28 protein-coding genes are annotated in these 22,061 nt (G+C 74.5%); 8 read left to right on the plus strand and 20 right to left on the minus strand.

Annotated elements, in window-relative coordinates; all coding sequences use genetic code 11:
- Positions 1-154 precede the first annotated feature (154 nt).
- On the plus strand, positions 155-283 hold the full coding sequence (locus MUY14_RS46925) for a hypothetical protein (RefSeq protein WP_281506313.1): 129 nt from the start codon (positions 155-157) through the stop codon (positions 281-283).
- Between the two features lie 157 nt (positions 284-440).
- Entirely contained in the window at positions 441-1,892 is a 1,452-nt protein-coding gene (locus tag MUY14_RS17770) for a serine/threonine-protein kinase (RefSeq protein WP_247024115.1), read from the plus strand.
- Here MUY14_RS17770 and MUY14_RS17775 read toward each other — a convergent pair.
- The 5 genes from MUY14_RS17775 to MUY14_RS17795 are packed head-to-tail and all read right to left on the minus strand — an operon-like array spanning position 1,882 to position 4,506.
- Positions 1,882-2,595 carry a hypothetical protein gene (locus tag MUY14_RS17775; protein ID WP_247024116.1) on the minus strand — a complete coding sequence of 238 codons (714 nt, stop codon included), beginning with the start codon at positions 2,593-2,595 and terminating at the stop codon, positions 1,882-1,884. The genes MUY14_RS17770 and MUY14_RS17775 overlap by 11 nt on opposite strands.
- Positions 2,535-2,795, minus strand: coding sequence for a hypothetical protein (locus tag MUY14_RS17780; protein WP_247024117.1), 261 nt, complete (start codon positions 2,793-2,795; stop codon positions 2,535-2,537). The genes MUY14_RS17775 and MUY14_RS17780 overlap by 61 nt, the downstream gene beginning before the upstream one ends.
- A 59-nt stretch (positions 2,796-2,854) precedes the next feature.
- Entirely contained in the window at positions 2,855-3,283 is a 429-nt protein-coding gene (locus MUY14_RS17785) for a Rieske (2Fe-2S) protein (protein WP_247024118.1), read from the minus strand.
- Positions 3,284-3,295: 12 nt separating this feature from the next.
- Positions 3,296-3,838, minus strand: a complete 543-nt coding sequence (locus MUY14_RS17790) for a DUF6529 family protein (RefSeq protein ID WP_247024119.1) — start codon at positions 3,836-3,838, stop codon at positions 3,296-3,298.
- Positions 3,838-4,506, minus strand: coding sequence for a hypothetical protein (locus MUY14_RS17795; protein WP_247024120.1), 669 nt, complete (start codon positions 4,504-4,506; stop codon positions 3,838-3,840). Before MUY14_RS17795 ends, MUY14_RS17790 begins: the two co-directional genes overlap by 1 nt.
- 133 nt (positions 4,507-4,639) lie before the next feature.
- Between MUY14_RS17795 and MUY14_RS17800 the strand changes: the two genes are divergently transcribed.
- Together MUY14_RS17800 and MUY14_RS17805 are read left to right on the plus strand one after the other, a co-directional pair.
- Entirely contained in the window at positions 4,640-5,662 is a 1,023-nt protein-coding gene (locus MUY14_RS17800) for an esterase family protein (protein WP_247024121.1), read from the plus strand.
- The gene (locus tag MUY14_RS17805; RefSeq protein WP_247024122.1) at positions 5,659-6,510 is read left to right on the plus strand and encodes an alpha/beta fold hydrolase; all 852 of its coding nucleotides are present in this window, start codon (positions 5,659-5,661) and stop codon (positions 6,508-6,510) included. Before MUY14_RS17800 ends, MUY14_RS17805 begins: the two co-directional genes overlap by 4 nt.
- Here the strand turns inward: MUY14_RS17805 and MUY14_RS17810 are convergent.
- The 7 genes from MUY14_RS17810 to MUY14_RS17840 all read right to left on the minus strand — a co-directional run bounded on the left by MUY14_RS17810 (position 6,468) and on the right by MUY14_RS17840 (position 11,254).
- Positions 6,468-6,809 carry a DoxX family protein gene (locus MUY14_RS17810; protein ID WP_247024123.1) on the minus strand — a complete coding sequence of 114 codons (342 nt, stop codon included), beginning with the start codon at positions 6,807-6,809 and terminating at the stop codon, positions 6,468-6,470. The genes MUY14_RS17805 and MUY14_RS17810 overlap by 43 nt on opposite strands.
- A gap of 146 nt (positions 6,810-6,955) precedes the next feature.
- A complete protein-coding gene (locus tag MUY14_RS17815) occupies positions 6,956-7,381 on the minus strand; it encodes a GyrI-like domain-containing protein (protein WP_247024124.1) in 426 nt (141 codons plus the stop codon).
- A gap of 40 nt (positions 7,382-7,421) precedes the next feature.
- Positions 7,422-8,396 (minus strand): non-homologous end-joining DNA ligase, encoded by a 975-nt coding sequence (gene ligD, locus MUY14_RS17820; RefSeq protein WP_247024125.1) that lies wholly within the window; start codon positions 8,394-8,396, stop codon positions 7,422-7,424.
- A gap of 50 nt (positions 8,397-8,446) precedes the next feature.
- Entirely contained in the window at positions 8,447-8,866 is a 420-nt protein-coding gene (locus MUY14_RS17825) for a DUF6292 family protein (protein ID WP_247024126.1), read from the minus strand.
- A gap of 62 nt (positions 8,867-8,928) precedes the next feature.
- Positions 8,929-9,333 carry an STAS domain-containing protein gene (locus MUY14_RS17830; protein ID WP_247024127.1) on the minus strand — a complete coding sequence of 135 codons (405 nt, stop codon included), beginning with the start codon at positions 9,331-9,333 and terminating at the stop codon, positions 8,929-8,931.
- A gap of 240 nt (positions 9,334-9,573) precedes the next feature.
- Positions 9,574-10,494, minus strand: coding sequence for a non-homologous end-joining DNA ligase (gene ligD / locus MUY14_RS17835; protein ID WP_247024128.1), 921 nt, complete (start codon positions 10,492-10,494; stop codon positions 9,574-9,576).
- A gap of 16 nt (positions 10,495-10,510) precedes the next feature.
- The gene (locus MUY14_RS17840) at positions 10,511-11,254 is read right to left on the minus strand and encodes a GAF and ANTAR domain-containing protein (RefSeq protein WP_247024129.1); all 744 of its coding nucleotides are present in this window, start codon (positions 11,252-11,254) and stop codon (positions 10,511-10,513) included.
- A 103-nt stretch (positions 11,255-11,357) separates the two neighbouring features.
- Here MUY14_RS17840 and MUY14_RS17845 point away from each other — a divergent pair, with 103 nt between their 5' ends.
- Together MUY14_RS17845 and MUY14_RS17850 are read left to right on the plus strand one after the other, a co-directional pair.
- Entirely contained in the window at positions 11,358-12,095 is a 738-nt protein-coding gene (locus MUY14_RS17845) for a GAF and ANTAR domain-containing protein (RefSeq protein ID WP_247024130.1), read from the plus strand.
- Between the two features lie 4 nt (positions 12,096-12,099).
- Positions 12,100-13,485 (plus strand): SpoIIE family protein phosphatase, encoded by a 1,386-nt coding sequence (locus tag MUY14_RS17850; RefSeq protein ID WP_247024131.1) that lies wholly within the window; start codon positions 12,100-12,102, stop codon positions 13,483-13,485.
- Between the two features lie 616 nt (positions 13,486-14,101).
- Here MUY14_RS17850 and MUY14_RS17855 read toward each other — a convergent pair.
- On the minus strand, positions 14,102-14,497 hold the full coding sequence (locus MUY14_RS17855) for an STAS domain-containing protein (protein ID WP_247024132.1): 396 nt from the start codon (positions 14,495-14,497) through the stop codon (positions 14,102-14,104).
- 94 nt (positions 14,498-14,591) lie between these two features.
- Positions 14,592-15,359 (minus strand): ANTAR domain-containing protein, encoded by a 768-nt coding sequence (locus tag MUY14_RS17860; RefSeq protein WP_247024133.1) that lies wholly within the window; start codon positions 15,357-15,359, stop codon positions 14,592-14,594.
- 219 nt (positions 15,360-15,578) lie between these two features.
- On the opposite strand from MUY14_RS17860, the gene MUY14_RS17865 reads away from it, so the two are divergent.
- A complete protein-coding gene (locus tag MUY14_RS17865) occupies positions 15,579-16,517 on the plus strand; it encodes a PfkB family carbohydrate kinase (protein WP_247024134.1) in 939 nt (312 codons plus the stop codon).
- 11 nt (positions 16,518-16,528) lie between these two features.
- Here MUY14_RS17865 and ligD (MUY14_RS17870) read toward each other — a convergent pair whose 3' ends face one another.
- The 5 genes from ligD (MUY14_RS17870) to MUY14_RS17890 all read right to left on the minus strand — a co-directional run bounded on the left by ligD (MUY14_RS17870) (position 16,529) and on the right by MUY14_RS17890 (position 20,780).
- A complete protein-coding gene (ligD, locus tag MUY14_RS17870) occupies positions 16,529-18,106 on the minus strand; it encodes a non-homologous end-joining DNA ligase (RefSeq protein WP_247024135.1) in 1,578 nt (525 codons plus the stop codon).
- Between the two features lie 36 nt (positions 18,107-18,142).
- Positions 18,143-18,694: a hemerythrin domain-containing protein gene (locus MUY14_RS17875; protein ID WP_247024136.1), complete on the minus strand. Its 552-nt coding sequence runs from the start codon at positions 18,692-18,694 to the stop codon at positions 18,143-18,145.
- 52 nt (positions 18,695-18,746) lie between these two features.
- Positions 18,747-18,932 carry a hypothetical protein gene (locus MUY14_RS17880; protein ID WP_247024137.1) on the minus strand — a complete coding sequence of 62 codons (186 nt, stop codon included), beginning with the start codon at positions 18,930-18,932 and terminating at the stop codon, positions 18,747-18,749.
- Positions 18,932-19,120 (minus strand): hypothetical protein, encoded by a 189-nt coding sequence (locus MUY14_RS17885; protein WP_247024138.1) that lies wholly within the window; start codon positions 19,118-19,120, stop codon positions 18,932-18,934. Before MUY14_RS17885 ends, MUY14_RS17880 begins: the two co-directional genes overlap by 1 nt.
- 100 nt (positions 19,121-19,220) lie before the next feature.
- On the minus strand, positions 19,221-20,780 hold the full coding sequence (locus MUY14_RS17890) for a glycoside hydrolase family 13 protein (protein WP_247024139.1): 1,560 nt from the start codon (positions 20,778-20,780) through the stop codon (positions 19,221-19,223).
- Between the two features lie 40 nt (positions 20,781-20,820).
- On the opposite strand from MUY14_RS17890, the gene MUY14_RS17895 reads away from it, so the two are divergent.
- Positions 20,821-21,627 (plus strand): trans-aconitate 2-methyltransferase, encoded by an 807-nt coding sequence (locus MUY14_RS17895; RefSeq protein ID WP_247024140.1) that lies wholly within the window; start codon positions 20,821-20,823, stop codon positions 21,625-21,627.
- Here MUY14_RS17895 and MUY14_RS17900 read toward each other — a convergent pair.
- Complete coding sequence (locus MUY14_RS17900) at positions 21,611-21,991, minus strand: hypothetical protein (protein ID WP_247024141.1); 381 nt, start codon at positions 21,989-21,991, stop codon at positions 21,611-21,613. The genes MUY14_RS17895 and MUY14_RS17900 overlap by 17 nt on opposite strands.
- Positions 21,992-22,061: the final 70 nt, after the last annotated feature.

Raw genomic sequence — 22,061 nt, forward strand, 5'->3', positions numbered from 1 at the left:
CACGACTCCTTCGAGTCGCCCGTTCCCGCTTCGCGGGGCCATACGAACCACTACGGGTAGACCGCGCGCCAGTGCCGCCCGATGATCAGCTAGGGTTTCGGCCGTGTTCATCCCCCGAGAACACTTTCCACGAAAGAGCCAGAGGAAAAGCACGATGAAGAAACTCCTGGCCGGCCTCGCACTGGCGTCCGCGCTCGTCCTCACCGGAGCGGGCGCGACCGGTCTGCAGTACTGGAATCCCGAGAAGATCACGTCGCTCGAGACGGTAAGCGCCATCGCCTGACTGCCGAGCCGAACCGCGACGGTGGGGCAGTGAGACCCCGCGCTGTCCCGCCCTCGCGGCCACCTCGTTCCCGACCCGCCGGGAGTCGGCCGTGTAACGTCCCGGCGCGCGGACCGCGACTTCACCGGTGTCCGGCGGGCCTGGTGGAGGGAAACGCGTGAGCTGGCAGTTCGGGCCTTACCGCGTCGAGTCGCTGATCGCCCGGGGCGGGATGGGCGAGGTGTACCGCGCGCACGACACCCGGCACGACCGGGTGGTGGCGCTCAAGCTGCTCGCGCCCGAGTTCGCCGCCGACCGGGACTTCCAGGAGCGGTTCCGGCGGGAGGCGCACGCCGTCGCGCGGCTGCGGGAGCCGCACGTCATCCCGATTCACGCCTACGGGGAGCACGACGGGCGGCTCTACCTCGACATGCGCCTGGTCGACGGGGACGACCTCGGCAGCAGGCTGGCCGCGGGCGGGGCTCCCTCGCCCGCCGACGCCGTCGACGTCATCGGGCAGGTGGCGCGGGCGCTGGCCGCCGCGCACGCCGAAGGGCTGGTGCACCGGGACGTCAAGCCGTCCAACGTGCTCGTCGACGCGACCGGGTTCGCCTACCTCGTGGACTTCGGCATCGCCCGCGCCGCCGGGGCCGCCACCGGGCTCACCGCGACCGGCGGGGCCGTCGGCACCCTCGACTACATGGCGCCCGAGCGCTTCGCCGACGCGCCCGCCGACCACCGCGTCGACGTCTATTCGCTGGCTTGCGTGCTGCACCAGTGCCTGACCGGCAGCAAGCCGTTCCCGGTGACGACGGCCGCGTCGCTGATCGGCGCCCACCTGCACCAGCCGCCGCCCCGGCCGAGCGCGCTGCGGCCCGGGCTGCCCGCCGCGTTCGACGAGGTGATCGCGCGGGGCATGGCGAAGAACCCGGCGGACCGGTTCGGCTCGGTCGAGGAGCTGGCCGGCGCCGCGCGGGCCGCGCTCGGCGGCACCAGCCCGGTCCGGGCGGCCGCTCCCCCGACCCGGCAGGCCACCCGCGTCACTCCCGCACCCGTTTCCGAGCCGCCCCGGACGTCGAAGGCGCCTTGGGTGGTGGCCGCGGTGGCCCTGCTCGCCCTCGTGGCCGTGGCGGGGTGGTTCACGATCCTGCGCCCCGCGCTGCAGGACCGGCCGACGGCGGGCCCGGCCTCGACCTCGCCCCCGGCCACCACCACGCCCTCCCCCACCCCGCCGCCGGCCGCCGCGCCGGTCACGACCACGCAGGTGAGCGTCCGGACGTCCGTCGCCACCACGGTCGCCGCGGGCGGGGCGGACCTCGGGCTGGCGACCACGATGAGCACGCCCGCGTGCGACGGGTCGTTCGTGGTGGTCCTCGGCTCCGCCGTCACCCCGGCCCGCTACCGCGCCGACGTCCAGCGCTTCCTCGACCTCCACCCCGGCGCGAGCTACCTGCACGCGCCGACCACCGGGTGCGGGTCGCTGCGCCAGCAGGTGAACGGCGCCGACGTCTACGCGGTCTACGCCGGGCCGTTCGCCGCCAAGGAAACCGCGTGCGCCCGGCGCAGCGGCGGCGCGTACGTCAAGCGGCTCGACGACACGAGCGCGCCCACGCAGGTGATCAGCTGCTGAGCCCGTCCCAGACGGAGTTGGTGTCCACAAAGGACTTCAGCAGCCCGGTCAGCCGGGCGTCGCCGCGGTGGTTCAGCTCGTCGGAGGCGATGCGGCGGGCGACACCGGCGAGGAAGTCGGCGATCTGGACGCGGGCGTCGGCGCGGGAGTCGACGAACCGGACGCCGGCCAGGCGGTGGCCGAGGGTGGCCTTGAGCTGCAGCACGCGCTCGGGGGTGAGGGCGAGCTGCTCGTCGTGCACCAGCGCGACCGGGGTGCCGCCCGCGCTCCAGTGCCGGACGGTGTGGACCACCGCGGGCACCAGCGGATCCAGCACCCCGACCAGGCCCGGGTCGCCCGCCAGCCGGGCGCGGTAGGCGGCCACGCGCTCGCCGCCGCCGCGGAAGAGCGCGACGATTTCGCCGGCTTCGCCCGGCGTCGCGGCGAGGTCGTCGACCAGCGCGAAGAACCGCTCCGGCGACGTCTGCACGCCGCGGCGGGGGTTGAGCCGCAGCACGCTGGTGAACGCGGTCAGGAAGAACTCCCAGCGCGCGGCGCCGAACGCGGCGGGACCCGCGCGGTGCAGGGTGCGGGCCGCCGCCGCGGTGCCCGGCCCGGCCAGCAGCTCGACCGCGGCCCGGACGGCGAAGTACGTCTTGTCGGTCAGGTGCACGTGGCCGCGGCCCTCGAGCGGACCGGCGGGGTCGAGCAGCCACTCGAGCACCGCGCGGTGCTTGCCGCGCAGCAGCTGGCCTTGTACTCCTCGGCGGGCGAGCCGATGCGCGCCCGGATTTCGCGCACGCAGGCCGCGGCGGCTTCCGGGCTCAGCCGCACCCCGGCGTGGGCGAAGACGTCGGTCTCGCCGCCGAGCAGGTTCTCGCCCTCGGAGCCCGACTCGTCGCAGGCGATCTCGACCGGGCTCACCCGCCCGATGGTGCCAGAGCAGGCGGCACTCGGCGACCGCTTTGCCCACCCGCCGGCACCTAGGCCAGGGTGACCTTGCCGCCGGTGACCGTGACGGCTTTCTTCGGCAGCGGCTGCGATGCCGGGCCGTTCGCGACCGAGCCGTCGGCGATCTTGAACTTGCTGCCGTGGCACGGGCAGTTGATCGTGCCGTCCGCGACGGCGTCCACCGTGCAGCCCTGGTGGGTGCAGACGGCGGAGAACGCCGCGAAGGTGCCCGCCGCCGGCTGGGTCACCACCACCTGCTTGTCCGCGAACACCTTGCCGCCGCCGACGGGGATGTCGGCGGCGGGGCCGAGTTCCGTGCCGCCGGCCGCCGGCGGTTGCTGGGCGGCCGGTGGCGGGGCCTGGGAGCCGCCGTAGGTGCTGCAGCCGGCGGCCAGCCCCGCGCCCAGTACCGCCAGCGCCGTGCGGCGCGCCAGCACCGGGTCCGTTTCGTCGTCGCGCACTTCGTCCTCCGCCTAGAAGGTCAAACCGGACTGGGTGAAGAACCACAGCGACGCGCTCAGCCACAGCCCGACCAGCCCGGTGAAGACGAGCCCGCCGAGCACCGGCAGCGCCCACGCGGGCGCGCCGTCCTTGCGCAGCAGCAGCATCTTCGCGACGAACGCGCCGTAGAAGAAGCAGCCCAGCAGGGAGTGCAGGAGGACGCGGGTGTCGAACGACTGGAACCCGAGCGCGTAGAGGCAGTGCAGCGCCACCGGGATGGACACCAGGAACGCCACCCGGCCCGACCAGCGGTGCACCGTGCCCATCCACGCCGGCGTAGCGCCGAGCTTGCCGTACAGCGAAAGCGCCGAGAGCAGCTGGACCAGCACCAGCACGACGACGACCGTGGCGAGCCACGCCTTCACCCCCTGCGGGCTGGAGAACCCGGCGACGTTCACCGCGACGCCGGTCGGCGTGTGCAGGCTGCCGTAGACGCCCAGCACCACCGAGACGACGGCGCCGGCGAACAGCGGGACCAGGAGCGTGACCGCGGTGCGGTGCCCGGCCGTGGTCATCAGAAGTCACCGTTCCCGGCCAGGCCGCTGATCGGCTCGGCGGTCACCGGGGCACCGTCGACGCTCGCGGTGCCCGCGGCCGGGTCGAGCGGCGGGGCGGCCGTGGCGTCGTCACCCGCGGCGAGGATGCCGACCTGGCTGCCGTCGGGCAGCACGATCCAGCCGGCCTTCGCCTGCTGCCCCTTCACCTTCGGCGCCGCGCGGTAGAGCCCGGCGGGCTTCTTCGCCGTCGGCGCGGTGAACTGCCACGTCTTGCCCGACGCCGTCACCGTGCCGGTGGCCGCGGTGGCGTCGAAACTGCCGCTCAGCGCGGCGTTCTTGGCGCCCTTCAGGTCCAGTTTCCCGCCGGTCGTCACGCCTTGCAGCCACGCTTCGACCTTCTTGCCGTCGCAGAGGTAGGCGATGGCGTGGCCGTCGCGCACCGACACCGCGACCGACGCGCCGCCGCCGGTCACGCGCCCGGCGTAATCCGCCCGCGCGGGTGCCTCGGGCTTCGGCGCTTCCGACGTCGTCGTCCTGGGCGGCGGCACCGCCGTGGTGCTGCCCGCCGCGCTCGCGGCCCCGGCGACCGGCGCGGCGCCGGTCCCCGTCGCCAGGTTGACGATCCCGATCCCGCCGGCGAGCGCGACGCCCGCCAGCAACGTGAACAACGGCCCCGGATGTTTCATGATCTTCCCCGCATTCCCCTGACCCACCACCGTGCCCGTAACACGGCGGTCGGGGCGGAACGGCTCAACGCTACGCGCGGAAAAGAGGTATCGCTTAGCCCCTGCAACCGGGTGGTTCTGGTTGACTGACGCCATGCTGCCCTGGGAAGGCGACCTCGCCGGCCGGCTCGACCGGCACACGTTGGAGTCCGAGCTGCTGCGCGGCAACCCGCTCGGCGACCCGCACGAACGGCCGCTGTGGGTGTACGTCCCGCCGGGCTACGACGACGGCGACGAGCGCTACCCGGCGGTCTACGTCATCCAGGGCTACACCGGGCACGTGGCGATGTGGGCCAACCGGACGCCGTTCCGGCAGACCTTCCTGGAGACCGCCGACGCGGTCTTCGCCGGCGGCGCCCCGGGTTGCGTCGTCGTGTACGTCGACGCGTGGACCGCGTACGGCGGCTCCCAGTTCGTCGATTCGCCGGGCACCGGCCGCTACCACTCGTACCTGTGCGACGAGGTCGTGCCGTGGGTGGACGCGCACTACCGGACGGTGCCCGCGGCCGGATCCCGCGCGATCGCGGGCAAGTCCTCGGGCGGGTTCGGCGCGATGATCACGCCGATGCTGCGCCCCGACCTGTTCGGCGCGCTCGCGACGCACGCGGGCGACTCGCTGTACGAGCTGAGCTACATCCAGGACTTCGGCAAGGCGGCGCGCGCCCTGCGCGGCTACGACCAGGACATCGCGAAGTGGTGGGCGGACTTCCGCTCGCGACCGGCGTTCACCAAGCCGGAGGACGCGACGCTCCTGCAGCTGCTCGGCGTCTCGGCGTGCTTCTCGGCGCGGGAGGACGGGACGCCGGAACTGCCGTGCGACCCGCTGACCGGCGCCGTGCGGCCGGAGGTGTGGGAGCGCTGGCTGGCCTGGGACCCGGTCCGGATGGTGCCGGACCACGCGGCGGCGATCCGGTCGCTGCGCGCGGTGTGGATCGACGCGGGCACGAGCGACGAGTACTACCTCGACCTCGGCGCGGAGGCCTTCCGGGCGGCGATCGCGGCGGCGGGGCTGCCGGCCGAGCGGGTGCACTTCGAGCTGTTCGACGCCGGCCACGCGGCGATCGACTACCGCTACCCGCTTTCGCTGGCGTGGCTGGCCGGGCGGCTCGCCCGGTGACCGCCTTCGCCGAACGCGACCTGACGCTGCCCGGCGGGCCCGTCCTGCACGTCTACGACAGCGGTGGCCCGGGGCCGGCCGTCCTGTGGCACCACGGGACGCCCAACCTCGGGTCGCCGCCCGGGCCGCTGCTGCCGCTCGGCGAGGAGCTGGGGATCCGCTGGATTTCCTACGACCGGCCCGGTTACGGGAGCTCGACGCCGGTGCCGGGGCGGTCCGTCGGGGACGCCGCCGGGTACGCGACCGCCGTCGCCGACGCGCTCGGGGTCGAGCGCTTCGCCGTCCTGGGCCACTCCGGGGGCAGCTCCCACGCGCTCGCGTGCGCGGCGCTGCTGCCCGATCGCGTCCTCGCGGCCGCCGGTCTCGGCGCGGTGGCGCCGTTCCACGGTGAAGCCTGGTTCGCGGGCATGGCGGACCCGGGTTCGCTGCGCGCCGCCACCGAAGGCCGGGCTGCCAAGGAGAAGTACGAAGCGGCTGCCCAGTTCAACCCCGCGGTGTTCACCGAGGCCGACTTCGCCGCGCTTAAGGGGGCGTGGTCCTGGCTCGACAGCGTCGTCCAGCCCGCGCTGGGGGCGGTCGGGCTGATCGACGACGACCTCGCCTACGTCGCGCCGTGGGGCGCCGACCCGGCCGCCATCACCGCGCCGGTGCTGCTGGTGCACGGCGAGGACGACCGGATGGTGCCCGCCGCGCACAGCCGGTGGCTCGCCGGACGCTGCCCCGGCGCCGAACTCCGGCTCACCCCCGGCGACGGGCACCTCTCCGTGCTGGACCACGCCGCCGCCGCGCTCACCTGGCTCGCCGCTCAAGCGAGCAGCGCCAGCGAGGCCACGACCGGCGCCACGTAGATCAGCGGGAAGGCGACGTGCGCGTACGACTTGGCGCGCAGCACGGTGACGACCGCACCGGCGAAGTACAGCACCAGGCCGATCGCCGCCGCGACGCCGATCGCCGGCACGAACAACCCGACGACCAGGCCCACAGCACCGGCCGCCTTGGCCGCGCCGAGCCACGGCCACCACGCCTCGGGCACGCCGTATTCGGTGATCGGCTCGACCACCCACTTCGCGCGGGTGAACACCGAAACGGCCGAGAACCCCACGAACGCCGCGGCGGCGAGGGTGACGATCAGGTAGGCAGTCGACATCGGAACTCCTCGGGAGAGCGCGGCACCGGGTTCCCGGCGCCATCACCCCCACGACTCCGCCCGCGAGCCCGATGTGACCGGCTATGACCGCGATCACAGTGGCCGCCGGACCACCCCCTCGCCGTTGCTGATCGCGTGCGAGACCGTCACGGGACCGGCACCCACAACTCGACGTGGTCGCGCCGGCGGTAGAACTCCACGAGCGGCCGCGTCGCGTCGGTGACGATCGCAGCCGCCTGGAGTTCCGCCATCGCGTCGCCGATCCGCGCGTAGATCCCCGGTGGCTCGCCGGTGAGGTGGCCACGCAGGTAGCTGCCGCCGGGCAGCACCCCGGTCGCCAGGCCCAGTTCGGCCGGCCGGTCGCCGTCACGCACCGGGGTGCAGACCGTGTAGGTGCCCGCCCGTTCGTCGACGCGGGCGAACATCTTGCGCCCGCGCAGCCCGACGAGCCCCTCGAACCACGGCCAGAGCGCCTGGATCGACGGCAGGTCGTCGGCGGTCGTGCGTTCCACGACCGCCACGTCCGCCCGCTCGATGCGCGCGGGCGGTGCGTTCAGTGCCGAAAGTGCCATGCCGTCGAGCAAACCACGCGGCACCGACAATTCCGGGGCGTCAGGGGATCCGCACCTCGCCGGGCGTGCGGTCGGGGCGCAGGCCGCGCCACGAAGTGTGGCGCAGCCGCAGATCCGGCGTCAGCCGCCGGTAGACGACCTCGCCGACCAGCGACGGCTCGACCCACCGGGCGCCCCGGGCCCGCTCGCGGGGCACCTCGGTCGCGAACGGGCTCGCCGCGCGGGCCAGCGGCGCCAGGACGGCACGGAGGTGCTCCAGCGCGTCGTCGCTGAACCCCGTGCCGACGTCGCCGAGGTACACCAGCTCACCGTCGTCGTCGAAGGCGCCGAGCAGCAACGCGCCGAGGGTGCCCGCGCGGCGGCCCGCGCCCGGGCGCCAGCCGCCGATCACCACTTCGCGCGTCTGCGTCAACGCGCGCTTCGTCCACGACGGCGAGCGCGTGCCCGGCAGGTAGGGCGCGTCCAGGCGCTTCGCGACGACGCCCTCGATGCCGTGCTGGGCCGCCGTCGCCAGGAGCTGGTCCGGTGCGAGGTCGGCGCGGGTGTACCAGGGCGGCACGACCAGCCGGCCGTCCCTGGGATCCACGAGTTCCGCGAGAAGCTGCCGCCGCTGCTCGTAGGGCCGGTCCAGCAGCGACTCGGTCCCGATGCGCAGCAGGTCGAAGGCGAAGTAGACGACCGGGACCTCGGCCCGCAGCTTCGCCGTCGGCTCGTGCATCGCGCGGCGCTGCATCAGCTCGAACTCCGGGCGGCCGGCCGCGTTCAGCGCGACGACCTCGCCGTCCAGCACCGCCGCGTGGCCGCCGAGCGCGGGCCCGAAGACGTCCCGCAGCTCGGGGTAGCGGTGGGTGTGGTCGCTGCCGCTGCGGCTGGTGATCCGGGCTTCGCCGGTCGCCGCGATCCGGGCGCAGCCGCGGAAGCCGTCCCACTTCCACTCGTAGCCGTGGTGGTCGTCGTCCGGGAGCGGCCCGTCGACGGCCAGCATCGGCGCCACCGCGTCCGGGACCGTCCCCATCGCCACCTCCCCCGCCGCCGTCCAGTGTGGAGGACCGGCGGACCGCGCGGCTACCGGGCCGGCAACAGCGGCAGCAGCTCCTGGTGGCTGCCGGCGCGGCGCAGCACCGGCGACCCGGGCCCGTCCGGGTCCAGCGAACCGGCGCGCACCGCGGTCAGGAACTCCACGATCACGCGCGGCGGCGGCAGGATGTCCGCCCCGCCCAGGTAGGCCAGCACGATCATCTCCTCACCGCACGCCGCCTCGACCGCGACCGCCCAGCCGTGCACCTCGTCCCAGAGCAGCGCGACGTCGCGTTCGGGGAACCGGCGCAGCCGCCAGTCCACCGCGACGTAGGCCGACACCGGGACGTCCAAGTCCACGGTGCAGGACTCCAGGCCGAAGCCGAGTGCCCTGGCCACCTCGCCCAGATACGCGCGCAGGCCGCGCTGGAACCAGAACTCGAGGTCGGTGTCGATCAGGCCGGTCACCCGTTTCCCTTCTCTCGCGCCGAAAACCGGCCGCGCCCGTCGCGCGGCCGGTGGAGCGTGGCTCAGCCGAGCGCCGCGACCGCGTCGGCCCGGTCCCGGTAGCAGGAGAAGCCGGCGACGCCGGTCCCCCGCAGCAGCCGCCACATCGACGGGGTGCGCACCACCCACGCGACCGGGACGGCCGCCTCGTCGGCGCGCCACTGCACCCGGCGCAGCGCGCGCAGGCCCGCCCCGGAGCAGAACGTCACTTCGCCGAGGTCGACGACGAGCGTTCCGCCCGCCGCGAGCGCGGTTTCCTCGCATTCGACAAAAATCGCCACCGTCGCCATATCGATGTCACCCGCAACGGCGACGACCGTGCACCGATCACCGGCGAACGTCGTGGTGACCGAGAACGGCTCGCACAACGCGCCGGGCGAACTTCGGCCGAAGGCTCGCGAAAGCCGCGGCGGTTTCTGGATCTTCATGACCGGCTCCGGGCGGCTCCTGCTGACGGTTTACGCGTAAACCGTACCCACTTCGTCCACCTTGCCGCACAACGCGATCCGCACGAGCGGCGCCCCCGTGCACCGACACGCCCGGATGCACGTGCACCAGTCCACTGAGGACGATCAAGACCACCTGGTCGGACTGACGGTTCCGCGAATCGACACCGGCGCGCAACGGGAACGGGACCGGATCGGCCGCGGAATCGCGATTTCCGAAATTCAGCCGAACGCAGGAATGGGAGCCCGGGTGCGGTCCAGATCCGCGAAAAGATCTCCGGTGTCTTCGACCCTCGCCAAGACGTCTCCGGCGGTGAACCGGAGGTGCGAAACGTGCCGGCAGGCGCGCACCTCGTCCCACGTGACCGGGGTGGACACGGTCGGCTCGTCGCGCCCGCGCAGCGAGTACGGCGCCACCGTGGTCTTGAACGGGTTGTTCTGGCTCCAATCGATGAACACCTTGCCGGGACGCAGGTTCTTCGTCATCCGCGCCACGACGAGGCCCGGCGTCTCGGCGGCGAGCCGGTCCGCCAGCGCTTTCGCGTACCGCGAAGGCGCGCCGGGGTCGTCGGTCTCGACGCCCGCGTAGACCTGCATGCCCTTGGAGCCACTGGTCTTCGCCACCGGCGTGAACCCGTGTCCGGTGAGGACGTCGTGGAGGCGTTCGGCGACCCGGGAGCAGTCGACGACCGTCGCGCCGGGACCGGGATCGAGGTCGAAGACCAGCCGGTCCGGGGTGCTCCGCTCGTCGCCGGGCTCGACCGTCCACTGGTGGACGTGCAGTTCGAGCGCGGCGAGGTTGGCCGCCCAGACGAGCTCGGGCAGGTCGTTGATCAGCGGGTACGCGACGATCTCGGGGTCGCCGCCGCGGCCGCCGACGGCCAGGCGCGCGGTGCGGACCCACTCGGGGACGTGCCGCGAGACGTCCTTCTCGAAGAAAGAACCGCCGTCGACGCCGTCGGGGAAGCGCACGAACGTCATCGCCCGGTCGCGGATGTGCGGCAGCAGCACGGGCGCGATGCGCGTGTAGTAGTCGAGCACCTCGCCCTTGGTGAAACCGTGGCGCGGGTAGAGGACCTTCTCGAGGTTGGAGAGCGTCAGCTGCCGTTCGCCCACCCGCACCGTGATCCGGCTGCCCGCCACGCCACCAAGGTACCGGTCAGGGGACGACGCCGCCGGACACCACCCGGGACACGAAGCGCTCGGCGACTTCGCGCAGTTTCGTGTTCTCGCGCTGCGACTGGTCCACCAGCAGGGCGAACGCGTCGTCGGCGTCGATCTGGCGGATCGCCATCAGCATGCCCTTGGCCTGGTCGATCACCGCGCGGGAGGTCAGCGCCGTCCTGAGGTTCTCCGCCGTGTCCCGCGCCCTCAGGTAGCGGTGGTACACGCGCAGGATCGCCTCCACCGCCGCCGTGTAGAGCTCGAGCCGTTGCGCCTCGATCTCCGCGAAGCCGTCGCCTTGCCGCCCGTAGCAGTTGACCGCGCCGGAGAACTGCTCGTCCGCGACCAGCGGCGCGGCGAGGAAGCTGGAGAAGCCGGCCTCTTGCGCCCCGCGCGCGAAGGCCGGCCAGCGCTCGGCCGCGTCGGACACCGCCGTGCGGACGATCTTGCCGCTGCGGACCGCTTCGAGGCACGGGCCGTCGCCGAGGCGGTACTGGTCGCCGTCGAGTTCGCCGACGACCTCGCTCGTCACCGTCGCCGTGTGCGGCCGCTCCTCGGTCACCAGCGTGATCGACGCCTCGTCGACCCCCGGGACGGCGTGGCGCACCTGCAGGCAGACGTGCCGAAGCAGGATCCGGAAGTCGTCCTCCTCCTGCAGGACGGCGGTCAGGGCTTCGAGCGCCCCGGTGACCTCGTCGAACAGCGGCGAGGCCGTCGCGGTTGTTTCCGGCCGTTCCATTTCAGCTCCTCCCGGTCGGACGCAAGGTCGCCGGGTACCCCGTTTCGCGCCGGACCATGTCCCGGCGCGTTTGCCCGCGCCCCCGGATTGGTATTCCGCTGCCATGTCGTCGGGTGAGATCTCCACGGGCGAGCTGCCGCTGGACGGTGAGCTGGCCGCGGTCGCCGCGCGGATGTCGGGACTGCTGCTTTCGCGCGAGACCGTGGATTCGGTGCTGGACCTGATCGTTTCCCTGGCGGGGTCGGCGGTCCGGGCCGCCGCGGGGGTGGGGGTGACGCTCGTCGACGGGGCCGGTGGGCTCGCCACGACCAGCGCGTCGGCGCCGCTGGTGAACGCCGCCGACACCCTGCAGTACGAGCTGCGCGAAGGTCCGTGCCTCGCCGCGCTGAGCGAGGGCTCGCCGGTGCGGATCGACGACGTCACCACCGACCGGCGCTGGCCGCGGTGGTGCGCGGCGGCCGCCGGGGCGGGCCTGCGCTCGATGATCACCGCCCCGATGATCACGGCGGACGGCTGCCACGGGGCCATCAAGATCTACTCGACGACCCCCGGCGCGTTCGGCCCGGTCGACGAGCGGACGCTGACGACCTTCGCCGAGCGCGCCGCGGTCCTGGTCGCGAACGCACGGGCGTACGCGCGGGCCGGGCGGTACAGCGAGCGGTTCAAGGAGACCCTCCGCGACCGCGACGTGATCACCATGGCGAAGGGCTTCCTGATGGGCCGGGACGGCCTCGGCGAGGACGCCGCGTTCGACCGCCTGCTTTCGCTGGCGCGCGCCCGCGGCCGCACCCCGGCCGAGACCGCCGCGCAGCTCGTGGCCCCGCCGACGCGGGAGGGGTGACGGCATGCGCTTCCTGCCCGAAGAGGAACAGCGGCGCCGGCTCGCCGCGTGCTTCCCGCGGAGCGAGCTGACGCTGGAGCAGCTGTGGCTGCGGTACTTCGCGCTCGGCGGCGGCCTGAGCCTGCTGGAGCTGGACGCCTACCTCAACGGCCTGACCGCGCTGCCCCGGGTCGACCGCGACATGCTCGCGCACGCCGTCAACGAGCGGCTCGACGAGCTGGCCGGCCCGGCCCGCGCGCCCTACAGCCACCCCTTCCGCGACGGGAAACCGTTGTACGGCCCGTTGCGGGCGCTGGTCGACCTGCTCGAAGGCGCGCACCGGGCCCCGCCGGAGCGGCTCCCCGCCGTCGTCGCCGAGGCGGCCCGCGCGCTCGACCTGACGATCGAGGTCTACCTGGCCGACTACGACCAGCGGACGCTCGTGCCGCTGCGCCCGGACGCGGCCGAGCTCGACATCGAGACCACGCTGGCCGGCGAGGTGTTCCGCCACGCCGGCACCACGGTGACGCGGGACGGACCCGCGCCGGCCCTGTGGACCATCCTGCTCGACGGCGTCGAACGGCTCGGCGTGCTGGAGATCGTCCCGGCCGACGGCACCGACCCGGCCGACGCGGTGCTGCAGGAGCAGTGCCACTGGCTGGCCTCGCTGCTCGGCCACCTAGTCACGGTGACGACCCAGTACGGCGACGGCCTGGACGCGTGGCGGAGGCGGCGCCACCGCGGCTCCCCCGCCGAGCTGCTGTGGCAGAGCCTGCCGCCGCTCACCGGCGCCACGGAGAGCGTCGTCGTCGGCGCGAGCGTCCAGCCGGCGTACGACCTCTGCGGCACCGTGTTCGACTACGCACTTTCGGAGAAGCGGGCGCAGCTCGCGCTGTTCGATGCCGGGCCACGCACCGGCGCCGCGAACACGGCGGCGGTGACGGCCCTCGCCGCCTACCGCGCCGCCCGCCGCGACGGGGCCACGCTCACCGAGCAGTTCGCGGCGGTGGGCGCGGAGCTCGGGCCGCGGCCGGCTGTCAGCCGGGTGGTCGCGGAGCTGGACGCGCGGACCGGGGTGCTGCGCTGGCTGACCGACGGGCCGCTGGCGCCGTTGATCGTCCGGGACGGCGAGGTCCTTCCGGAGGCGGGGCCCGCGCAGGGCGGCGGACCGGTCGCGGAGGCGCGCCTCGAACCGGGTGACCTGGTGGTGATGTGTTCCCGCGGGGTGGCCGGCACGCGGGATGCGGCGGGCGAGCCGTTCGGGGACGCCCGGGTCGCGGCGCACCTCGGCGCGGACGCCGGCGAGCTGCCGCCGGAGATCGCGCGCAGGCTCACCCGGGCGGTGCTGGACCACGGGGGCGAGCTGCGGCACGACGCCGGGGTGCTGATCGCCCGCTGGACGACCCGCTGAGGCCGGGGGTGGTCCCGCACGTGGGTCCCGCCCCGGTGCAGCGGCCGCGGGTGCGCCCCTGAAACCGGGACTCCAACCGGCCGCCGCGGGGGTACCGATCGCCCGCTGGACGAACCGCTGAAGCCGGGGACCTCCCCCGCACGTGGGTCCCGCCCCCGAGCAGCGGACCGTGGGCGCGCCGAGCGCTCCGCTGAAGCCGGGACTCCAACCGGCCGCCGCAGGCGTACCGATCGCCCGCTGGACGAACCGCTGAGGCCGGGGGCGCCCACTCGCGCCGGTGGCGCCGAGCTGCGGGCGTGCTGGACACCGCCTGCGGCTCCTCGCCAGCCGGCCGCCGCGGGCGTACCGATCGCCCACCGTGGCTCTCGGCGAGCTTGGTTGTGCAGCAGGATGCCTCGGCAAGCCGCGGGTGCGCTGGGCGGCCCCGCCGAAGTCGGGACGCCAGCCGGTCGCCGCGGGCGTGCTGAACAGTGCCGTGCCCCTTGGCGAGTCCGTCATGCGCCGAGCGCCTCCCCGCAGGCCACGGCGGCGGGGCCGCGGGTGCGCCGGGCCCCACCAAGCCGGCAATGTCGGCCGGCCACGAACGTACTGGACACCGCTGCGAACCGGGGCCCCTCTAGCAGGCCGCGTCGCGCATTCCCGTCGCCAGCAGCTCCCGCAGCGCGTCGGACAGCGACGCGAACATCGGCACCCCCGCGGCCAACCCCGTCACCCGGAACAGCCGGGCGAGCGTGCGGCTGTTCGCCACCACGCAGAACCGGCGGCCCTCCGCCTCAGCCCGTTCCGCGGCCGCCGCCAGCGCGCGGGCGCCGGCCAGGCCCACGAAGGCCACGTGCGTCAGGTCCGCCACCGTCGTCCCCGGTGGGGCCGAGCCCAGCTCGCGCTCGAGGATCGGCAAGGTCAGGGCGTCGATCTCGCCGGCGAAGGTCAGCACGAGGAGACCGGGGCGGTACGCCGTCCGGCGCGCCGTGAGGGGCGCGGACCGGGTCGGGACCGGTGGGGTGGGGGACACGGGTTCGGCAGGCCTTCCGCGCCGGGCGGGCCGGCGACGCGACGGGTGATCAACGACGGGGTCTTGGTACCCAAACCCCCGAACGGGAAACGCCCTATTTCGCGGTGAACGCCGCCCAGAGCCGTTCGGCCGCGCGGTGGGCGGGCTCGCCGGGGCGGATCTCGCGGGTGCCCGGCGGTTGTGGTGCGACGCCGCCGCCGAGGTGCTCCACCAGGGCGACCGCCAGCTCCCGGACCTTGACGTTGAACTCCTGGCTCGCCCGGCGCAGCGTCTGCCACGCCTCGTCGGGCGGGCACCGGCGGACGGCCATGATCGCGCCCTTCGCCTGTTCGATGGCGGCGCGTGAGGCGAGCAGTTCCAGCATCTGGTCGGGATCGCCCGCGGTGGCGGTCTCGGCGACCACCAGGGTCATCTCGGTGAGCTTCTCGTACCGCCGCAGGACCGCGAGCGGGCCGGGGCCGGGCGGGCGGTCGAGCGTCGCCGACAGCACGAACGCGCCGGTGTCGTCCCAGTACCCGGGGACCGCGACCGCGCCGCGGACCGCCTCGTACCGGACGTCCGCGAACGCCGCCCCGCCGGCCAGCTCCGGCCAGCGCGGGTCGGCGAACAGGTCGTCCGTCGTGACCGGCTCGCCGGTGGCGTCCGCGAGGGCCACCGGGCCGCCACGCTCCAGCTGCGCGGGCACGAGGTGTTCGGCGACGCCCGCGGTGGCCAGCACCCGCAGCGGCTGGTCGCCGTGGCTGACGGTCAATGCCGCGCCCAGGCACCCCGGCACCTCACCCGCGATCCGCTCCAGCAGCGCCTGCAGCAGCTCGGCCAACGGCTTCCACCGGTCGGCCGCGCTCACCAACGTCTCGGTCACCGACACCTCCACCCGTGTTCCCTTCTTGATTTACCGCATGACGCGCCCGCCCACACCCGGCGGCGCGCCGCGGCGGCGTCGGGTGCGTCCGTCCGGCGCAACGCCGCCGGGCCGCCGAACACCGCACAACCCGAACGAGCGGTTTGCCCGCCGCCGACGGACGGGTAGCCGATCAGTGGAACCCGAGGAGGGCACGATGTCCGAGCGGCGGTACCGGTGATGTTCAGCGAAGTCGTCGTAGTCGGGCAGATCGCCCGCGACCTGGTGATCGAAGTGCCCGAGACGCCGGAGGCCGGTTCCTCGGCCCCGGTGCGGCACCGGCAGGAGCTGCTCGGCGGGAAGGGCGCCAACCAGGCCGTCGCGCTGAGCCAGCTCGGGACGTCGGTGGCGCTGGTCGGCGTCGTCGGCCGGGACCGCACGGGGGATTCGCTGCTCACGCAGGCCAGAGCCGACCGGATCGGCACCTCGCACGTCGTCCGCCGCCCCGGCGTCGAGACGGCGCTGCTCGTGGACGTCGTCGACGAGCGCGGCCGGCGCCGCTACCTCGAGCACACCCCGGACGAAACGCTGCTCACCGAGGCCGACGTCCTCGCCGCGTCGGCGCCGATCTCGGCCGCCGGCTCCGTCATCGTGCAGCTGCAGCAGCCCGCCCCGGTGGCGCTGCTGGCCGCGCGGCTGGCGCACACCGCGGGCACCCGCGTGGTGCTGGACGGCGCCCCGCAGGACGACGCACTCACCCCGGACCTGCTCGCCCTCGCCGACGTCGTGCGCGCGGACGGCCACGAAGCCGAGCTGCTCACCGGGCAGCCGGTGCCCGACGTCGCCGCGGCCGCCCGGGCCGCCGCCGGCCTCCGGCAGCGTGGGCCGTCGCTGGTCGTGCTGGAGGTGGGCGCGGAGGGGAACCTCTTCGCCGGGCCGGAGGGCACCTGGTTCGTGCCGCACGTCGAGACCGACGTCGTCGACCCGACCGGAGCCGGCGACGCGCTGGTCGCGGCCCTGACCGCGGCGCTCACCCGCCGCCACCCGCTGGAGACGGCGGCCGGCCTGGCCGTCGCGGCGGCCGCGGCGACGACCGAGCACGCGGGCGGCCGGCCGCACCTGTCCCGCCCGGTGCTCGACCGGCTGCAGCCGAGGCACCTGCAGACCGTCCACGCCTGACCCGGAAGCGGTCACCGGTCCAGGCCCGGCAGGCGCTGCTCGAGCCCGAGCAGCGCCGCGAAGGGGTCGCCACGCTCGGCGAGGCGGGCCGGGACGTCGCGGATCGTCCACCGGTCCGGGGCCAGCTCCGGGTCGTCGAGCTCGTCCCAGTCCAGCGGCACCGAGACCGGGGCGCCCGGGCGAGGCCGCACGCTGTACGGCGCGACCAGCGTCTTGTTCAGCACGTTCTGCGTGTAGTCGAGCCGGGCGCGGCCGCGGCGCTTGTCCTTGGTCCACGCCCAGCTGACCAGGTCCGGCAGCACCCGCCCGATCGTCCGGGACACCGTTTCCGCCCACGCGCGCGTCTGCTCGTACGTGCAGTGCGGTGCGATCGGCACCCACACCTGGATCCCGCGCTGCCCGGTCACCTTCGGCCGCCCGGTCAGGCCGAAGTGCTCCAGCGCGGTGCGGTGCAGCCGGGCCAGCTCGACGACCTCGGCGAACGACGTCTCCGGACCCGGATCGATGTCGAACAGCACCCACGTCGGGTGGTCGACGTCCGCTGCCCGGGACGTCCATGCGTGCAGCTCGAGCGCGCCGTAGTTCGCCAGCCACGCCAAGGTCGCGACGCTGTCGGCGACGACGTACCGCTGGCTCTCCCCCGGCTCCGCCCGTTCGTTGCGCCAGGTCGTCAGCCACCCGGGCGCGTGCCGCGGGACCTCCTTCTGCCAGAAGCCCGGCTCGGTCACGCCCTGCGGGAAGCGCTGGGTGTTGAGCGGGCGGCCCGCCAGGTACGGCAGCATGACCGGCCCGGCGGTCGCGTAGTACCGGATGAGGTCCCGCTTCGTGAGCGGGCGGCGGGGCGCCGGGAAGAGGACCTTGTCCAGGTTGGTGAGGGCGAGCTCGCGGCCCGCGACCGACCACTTGCCCTTGGCGCCGAGCGCGTCGAGCGCCGCCAGTTCGTCGTCGGTCGCCGCGGCGAACCCCACGGCTTCCTCGGCCTCGCCGGCCGGCCGGTCGCCGTGCCACAGCGCGTCGGGCGCGGCCGCCACCTCGTCGCTGGTGCGGCCGCTCTTGACCGAGCGCGGGTGGTCTTCGGCGTCCCAGCCGGCCCGGGCGTGCTCGTCCTGCTTGTGCAGCAGGAACCACTGGTCCCGCTCCCCGCGGTTCGTGCGGACGAGGACGAACCGGCCGGCCAGCTTCTCGCCGTCGAGGTCGAAGTGCAGCGTCCCGTCCTCGATCGCCTTCGCCGGGTCGGCGTCGACCGGCCGCCACTCGCCGCGGTCCCAGACGATGACGTCCCCGCCGCCGTACTCGCCGTGCGGGATCACCCCTTCGAACCCGGCGTACTCGATCGGGTGATCTTCGACGTGCACAGCGAGCCGGCGGGCTTTCGGATCCAGCGTCGGCCCCTTCGGCACCGCCCAGCTGACCAGGACCCCGCCGAGCTCGAGGCGGAAGTCGTAGTGCAGCCTGCGCGCCCGGTGCCGCTGCACGACGAACCGGTGACCGGCGGGCCCGGCCGGCTCCCCGCCGGCCGGCTCGGCGGTGCGGTCGAAGTCACGCATCTCCTGGTAGCGCCGCAGTTTGCGGGCCGGGACGTCTGCCATGCCGGCGGGGTACCCACTATCCGAGTCTTGCCGAAGTCAGCGCAGCACGGCGCGGATCAGGTCGCGCGCCCGGTCCGCGATCGCCGCCGGCGGGCCCAGCAGCAGGTTGGCCTTGGCGCTTTCGACGCCCGGGTGCGGCCGGGTGGGCGCCACCGCTTCGGCCAGCTTGGCCGTCGCCGCCATCGCGCGCAGCCGCTCCGGCGGCCGGTGGGCGCGCAGCAACGGGAATTCCTCGCGCTCCTCGTGTTCGGCGTGGGCCAGCACGTCTTCGCGCAGCTGCACGAGCAGCGTGTCGAACCCGTCCGCCTCGGGCCCCATCTTCTGCAGCGTCGTCAGCAGCTCCTTGGCCCGGTGCTCCTCCCCGAGCCGCGCGTCGACGACCGGGCCCGCCGCGGGTTCGAGGTCCCGGATCTCCGGGTGGACCACCAGTTCCTCCGTCGTCTCGTGCACCGCGAGCAGCCGCACGAGGTCGTGGAACAGCTCCTCGCGCCGGTCGCCGTCGGCGGTCTCCAGCCCGGCGAACAGCTCACGGATCTCCCGGTGCTGGCGCTGCAGAAACTCGATGACGTCTTCTTCGTTCTCGGGCACGGAAAGCCTCCTCGTTCGGGTGGTGGAGGAGGCTTTCCCCGTCCCGGGCGGGTTACCCGTCCCGCTTCGCCTTTGTGAGCCACACCGCGCCGGCGACGGCCAGCGCGATCCCCGCCGCGGTCCACCACGACCACCACGTGAAGAACGCGACGACCAGCCCGACGGCGAGCAGCACCCCGCCGCCCACCGCGGCGGTGTCGTCGTTGCCCGAGCGCGAGAACCCCCCGGCGACGGCCATCAGCCCACCCGCCGGTCGACCGCGGCCACGACGAGGGCGGCGCAGCGGGCCAGCGGCACCCCACGCTCCCGGGCCATCGACGCCAGGGCCGCGTGCGCGGCCGTCCGGTTCACCCCTTGGGCCGCAAGGACTTCCAGTGCCAGGCCGACGACGTCGGTGACAAGCGGCGTGGCGGTGCGCACGGGCATCGGGGTACCTCCGGGGCGGTCGGGTGCGACGGACGCGACCGGGTACCCCGCCGCGTCCGGTTCCACACCGCTCCAGCGAACCATTCCGGGTGACGGTGGTTCACCTCCCGGCGAGCCACACCGCGCCGTCCGGGGGCACCCGGCCGTCGTCCAGCGGACCGCTCGCGAGGAGCACCCGCGAGCCGTCCGGGAGCTCGTACGGCTCGCCGGACAGGTTGACCACGCACCCGAAGCCCGGCTCGCGCGTGAACGACAGCACGCCGTCCGGGGCGGGCCGCCAGGTCATCGTCCCGTCGCCCAGCGCGGGGTGCTCCCGGCGCGCGGCGAGGGCGGCGCGGTAGAGGTGGAGCATCGAGCCCGGGTCGCCGTCCTGGGCTTCGGCGGTCAGCGCGCGCCAGCGGGCGGGCTGCGGCAGCCACGTCGGCGCGTCGCCCTCGGTGAAGCCGAACGGCGGTTCCGTGCCCGACCACGGCAGCGGCACGCGGCAGCCGTCACGGCCGCGGCGGGTGTGGCCGGAGCGCTCCCACGTCGGGTCGGCGAGCACCTCCTCCGGCAGGTCCTCGACCTCCTCCAGGCCCAGCTCCTCGCCCTGGTACAGGTAGGCGCCGCCGGGCAGGGCGAGCATGAGCAGCGCCGCGGCCCGGGCCCGGCGCGGGTCGCCGAAGCGCGTCACGTGCCGGACGACGTCGTGGTTGGACAGCACCCACGTCGCGGGCGCGCCGACCGCGCCGAGCGCTTCGAGGGTCCGGTCGATCACCGCGCGCAGGGCGGTGGCGTCCCACTCGCAGCGGAGGAAGTCGAAGTTGAACGCGGTGTGCAGCTCGTCCGGGCGGACGTACCGGGCGAGGCGGTCCGGCCGGTCGACCCACGCCTCGGCGACGAACACCCGGTCCGGGCCGAACTCGCCGGCCACCTTCCGCCACGCGCGGTAGATGTCGTGGACGCCGTCGCGGTCCCAGTGCGGGTGCCCGGTGCGGTCGGGCGGCTGCGCGATCTCCTCGTCCTCGGCGCCGAGGTCGGGGAACGCGGGGTCCTTGAGCAGGCCGTGGGCGACGTCGATGCGGACGCCGTCGACGCCGCGGGCGAACCAGAACCGCAGCAGGTCTTCGAATTCGGCCCGGACACCGGGGTTGTCCCAGTTCAGGTCGGGCTGCTCGGGGGCGAACAGGTGCAGGTACCACTCGCCGTCGGCGGCGCGGGTCCAGGCGGGCCCGCCGAAGACGCTGCGCCAGTCGGTCGGCGGCCGCTCGCCGCCGGGGCCGCGGCCCGGCCGGAAGTGGTAGCGCGCGCGTTCGGGCGAGCCGGGCCCGGCGGCGAGCGCGGCCCGGAACCAGCGGTGGTGGTCGGAGGTGTGGTTCGGCACGACGTCGATCAGCACCCGCAGCCCGAGCCGGTGCGCTTCGGCGACCAGCGCCGGCAGGTCGTCGTCGGTGCCGAAGAGCGGCTCGACGGCCCGGTGGTCCTCGACGTCGTACCCGCCGTCGACCATCGGCGAGCGGTACCACGGCGTGGTCCACACCGCGTCGATCCCCAGCTCGGCCAGGTACCCCAGCCGGGAACGCAGCCCGGCGAGATCACCGGTGCCGTCGCCGTCAGAGTCGGCAAAGCTGCGTACGTAGACCTCGTAAACCACGGCGTCCCGCCACCAATTCGCGTCCATGGCACCGAGTATCCGGGACTCGCCGGGCTAGGCTCGGAACGTGACCTGGGAGTGGGACGCGACCCTGTACGCCGGCAGCGCCGCCCACTACGCGCGGGGCCGGCTCCCCTACCCGGCGGCGCTCGGCACGGCCTTCGCCGCCGAGCTGGGGCTGGACGGCACCGGGCGGCTGCTCGACGTCGGCTGCGGGCCGGGTTCCCTGACGCTTTTGCTGGCACCGTACTTCGCCGAAGCGGTCGGGCTCGACGCGGACGCGGACATGCTCCGCGAAGCGGCCCGGCCCGGCATCGGGAACTGCCGGTGGGTGCACCGGCGGGCCGAAGAGCTTCCGGCCGGGCTCGGGCGGTTCCGGCTGATCACCTTCGCCCAGTCCTTCCACTGGCTGGACCGGCCGCGGGTGGCCGCGACGGCCCGCGGGATGCTCGCGCCCGGCGGCGTCCTCGCCCACGTCCACGCGGCGACGCACGAAGGCGCCGAAGGATCCGTGCCGCGGGCCGCGATCGCCGAGCTGGTGCGGAAGCACCTCGGCTCGGTGCGACGCGCGGGCCGGGGCGTCCTGCCCGACGGCACGCCCGGCGGCGAAGCGGAGATCTACCGCGCCGCCGGCTTCGCGGGCCCGCGACGGTTCGAGGTCCCGGGTCCGGTGGTCACCCGGAGCCTGGACGAGGTCGTCGACAGCGTCTTTTCGCTGTCCAGCGCGGCACCTCACCTCTTCGGCGACCGCCGCGGCGAGTTCGAAGGCGAGCTCCGGCAGCTGCTGCGCGAGGCTAGCCCGGCCGGCACGTTCACCGAACGGTTCCGCGAGATCGCCGTCGACCTCTGGACGCCGGTCACCAGGGGTTGTTGAAGTCCTCGTCCTCCTCGGCGGCGGTGCGGGGCCGCCGGGTGGACCGCGGCTCGTCCCGCCCGGGCCGCGCCGGCGGAGCCGGGGCCGGCGGCGCGAACCCGCCGGGCCCGGGGTACTCCTCCGCGGCGAACGCCGAAGCCGGCTCGGCGTGCGACCGGTCGGTGCTCCAGCCGGACTTCGTCTTGCGCTGCGCCATTTCGCGGACGTGCTGGACGTACCGCTCGGCCGCCTGGACCTGCTTGGTCATGTACTCCTGGGAGCGGGCCTTGATCTCCTCGCCCTGCTGTTCGCGCAGGGCACGGCGATCGGCCTGCTCCCGGACCAGGCCGTCCAGCTCCGCCTTCATCCCGGCGATGTCGCTCATGCGCGCCCCTCGCCGACGCTCGGCGCGGCCTGAGCGGCACGCGCGGTGTTCGATGATTCGCTCGCAAGCT

It is taken from the genome of Amycolatopsis sp. FBCC-B4732 (assembly GCF_023008405.1).
GTDB lineage: Bacteria > Actinomycetota > Actinomycetes > Mycobacteriales > Pseudonocardiaceae > Amycolatopsis > Amycolatopsis pretoriensis_A.

Bases quoted from the DNA above. Each gene is read 5' to 3' on its own strand.
- MUY14_RS46925 (WP_281506313.1), top strand. From the start codon at position 155: ATGAAGAAACTCCTGGCCGGCCTCGCACTGGCGTCCGCGCTCGTCCTC.
- MUY14_RS17790 (WP_247024119.1), bottom strand. From the start codon at position 3,838: ATGACCACGGCCGGGCACCGCACCGCGGTCACGCTCCTGGTCCCGCTG.
- MUY14_RS17795 (WP_247024120.1), bottom strand. From the start codon at position 4,506: ATGAAACATCCGGGGCCGTTGTTCACGTTGCTGGCGGGCGTCGCGCTC.
- MUY14_RS17800 (WP_247024121.1), top strand. From the start codon at position 4,640: ATGCTGCCCTGGGAAGGCGACCTCGCCGGCCGGCTCGACCGGCACACG.
- MUY14_RS17810 (WP_247024123.1), bottom strand. From the start codon at position 6,809: ATGTCGACTGCCTACCTGATCGTCACCCTCGCCGCCGCGGCGTTCGTG.
- MUY14_RS17815 (WP_247024124.1), bottom strand. From the start codon at position 7,381: ATGGCACTTTCGGCACTGAACGCACCGCCCGCGCGCATCGAGCGGGCG.
- ligD (WP_247024125.1), bottom strand. From the start codon at position 8,396: ATGGGGACGGTCCCGGACGCGGTGGCGCCGATGCTGGCCGTCGACGGG.
- MUY14_RS17830 (WP_247024127.1), bottom strand. From the start codon at position 9,333: ATGAAGATCCAGAAACCGCCGCGGCTTTCGCGAGCCTTCGGCCGAAGT.
- MUY14_RS17840 (WP_247024129.1), bottom strand. From the start codon at position 11,254: ATGGAACGGCCGGAAACAACCGCGACGGCCTCGCCGCTGTTCGACGAG.
- MUY14_RS17845 (WP_247024130.1), top strand. From the start codon at position 11,358: ATGTCGTCGGGTGAGATCTCCACGGGCGAGCTGCCGCTGGACGGTGAG.
- MUY14_RS17850 (WP_247024131.1), top strand. From the start codon at position 12,100: ATGCGCTTCCTGCCCGAAGAGGAACAGCGGCGCCGGCTCGCCGCGTGC.
- MUY14_RS17865 (WP_247024134.1), top strand. From the start codon at position 15,579: ATGTTCAGCGAAGTCGTCGTAGTCGGGCAGATCGCCCGCGACCTGGTG.
- ligD (WP_247024135.1), bottom strand. From the start codon at position 18,106: ATGGCAGACGTCCCGGCCCGCAAACTGCGGCGCTACCAGGAGATGCGT.
- MUY14_RS17880 (WP_247024137.1), bottom strand. From the start codon at position 18,932: ATGGCCGTCGCCGGGGGGTTCTCGCGCTCGGGCAACGACGACACCGCC.
- MUY14_RS17885 (WP_247024138.1), bottom strand. From the start codon at position 19,120: ATGCCCGTGCGCACCGCCACGCCGCTTGTCACCGACGTCGTCGGCCTG.
- MUY14_RS17890 (WP_247024139.1), bottom strand. From the start codon at position 20,780: ATGGACGCGAATTGGTGGCGGGACGCCGTGGTTTACGAGGTCTACGTA.
- MUY14_RS17900 (WP_247024141.1), bottom strand. From the start codon at position 21,991: ATGAGCGACATCGCCGGGATGAAGGCGGAGCTGGACGGCCTGGTCCGG.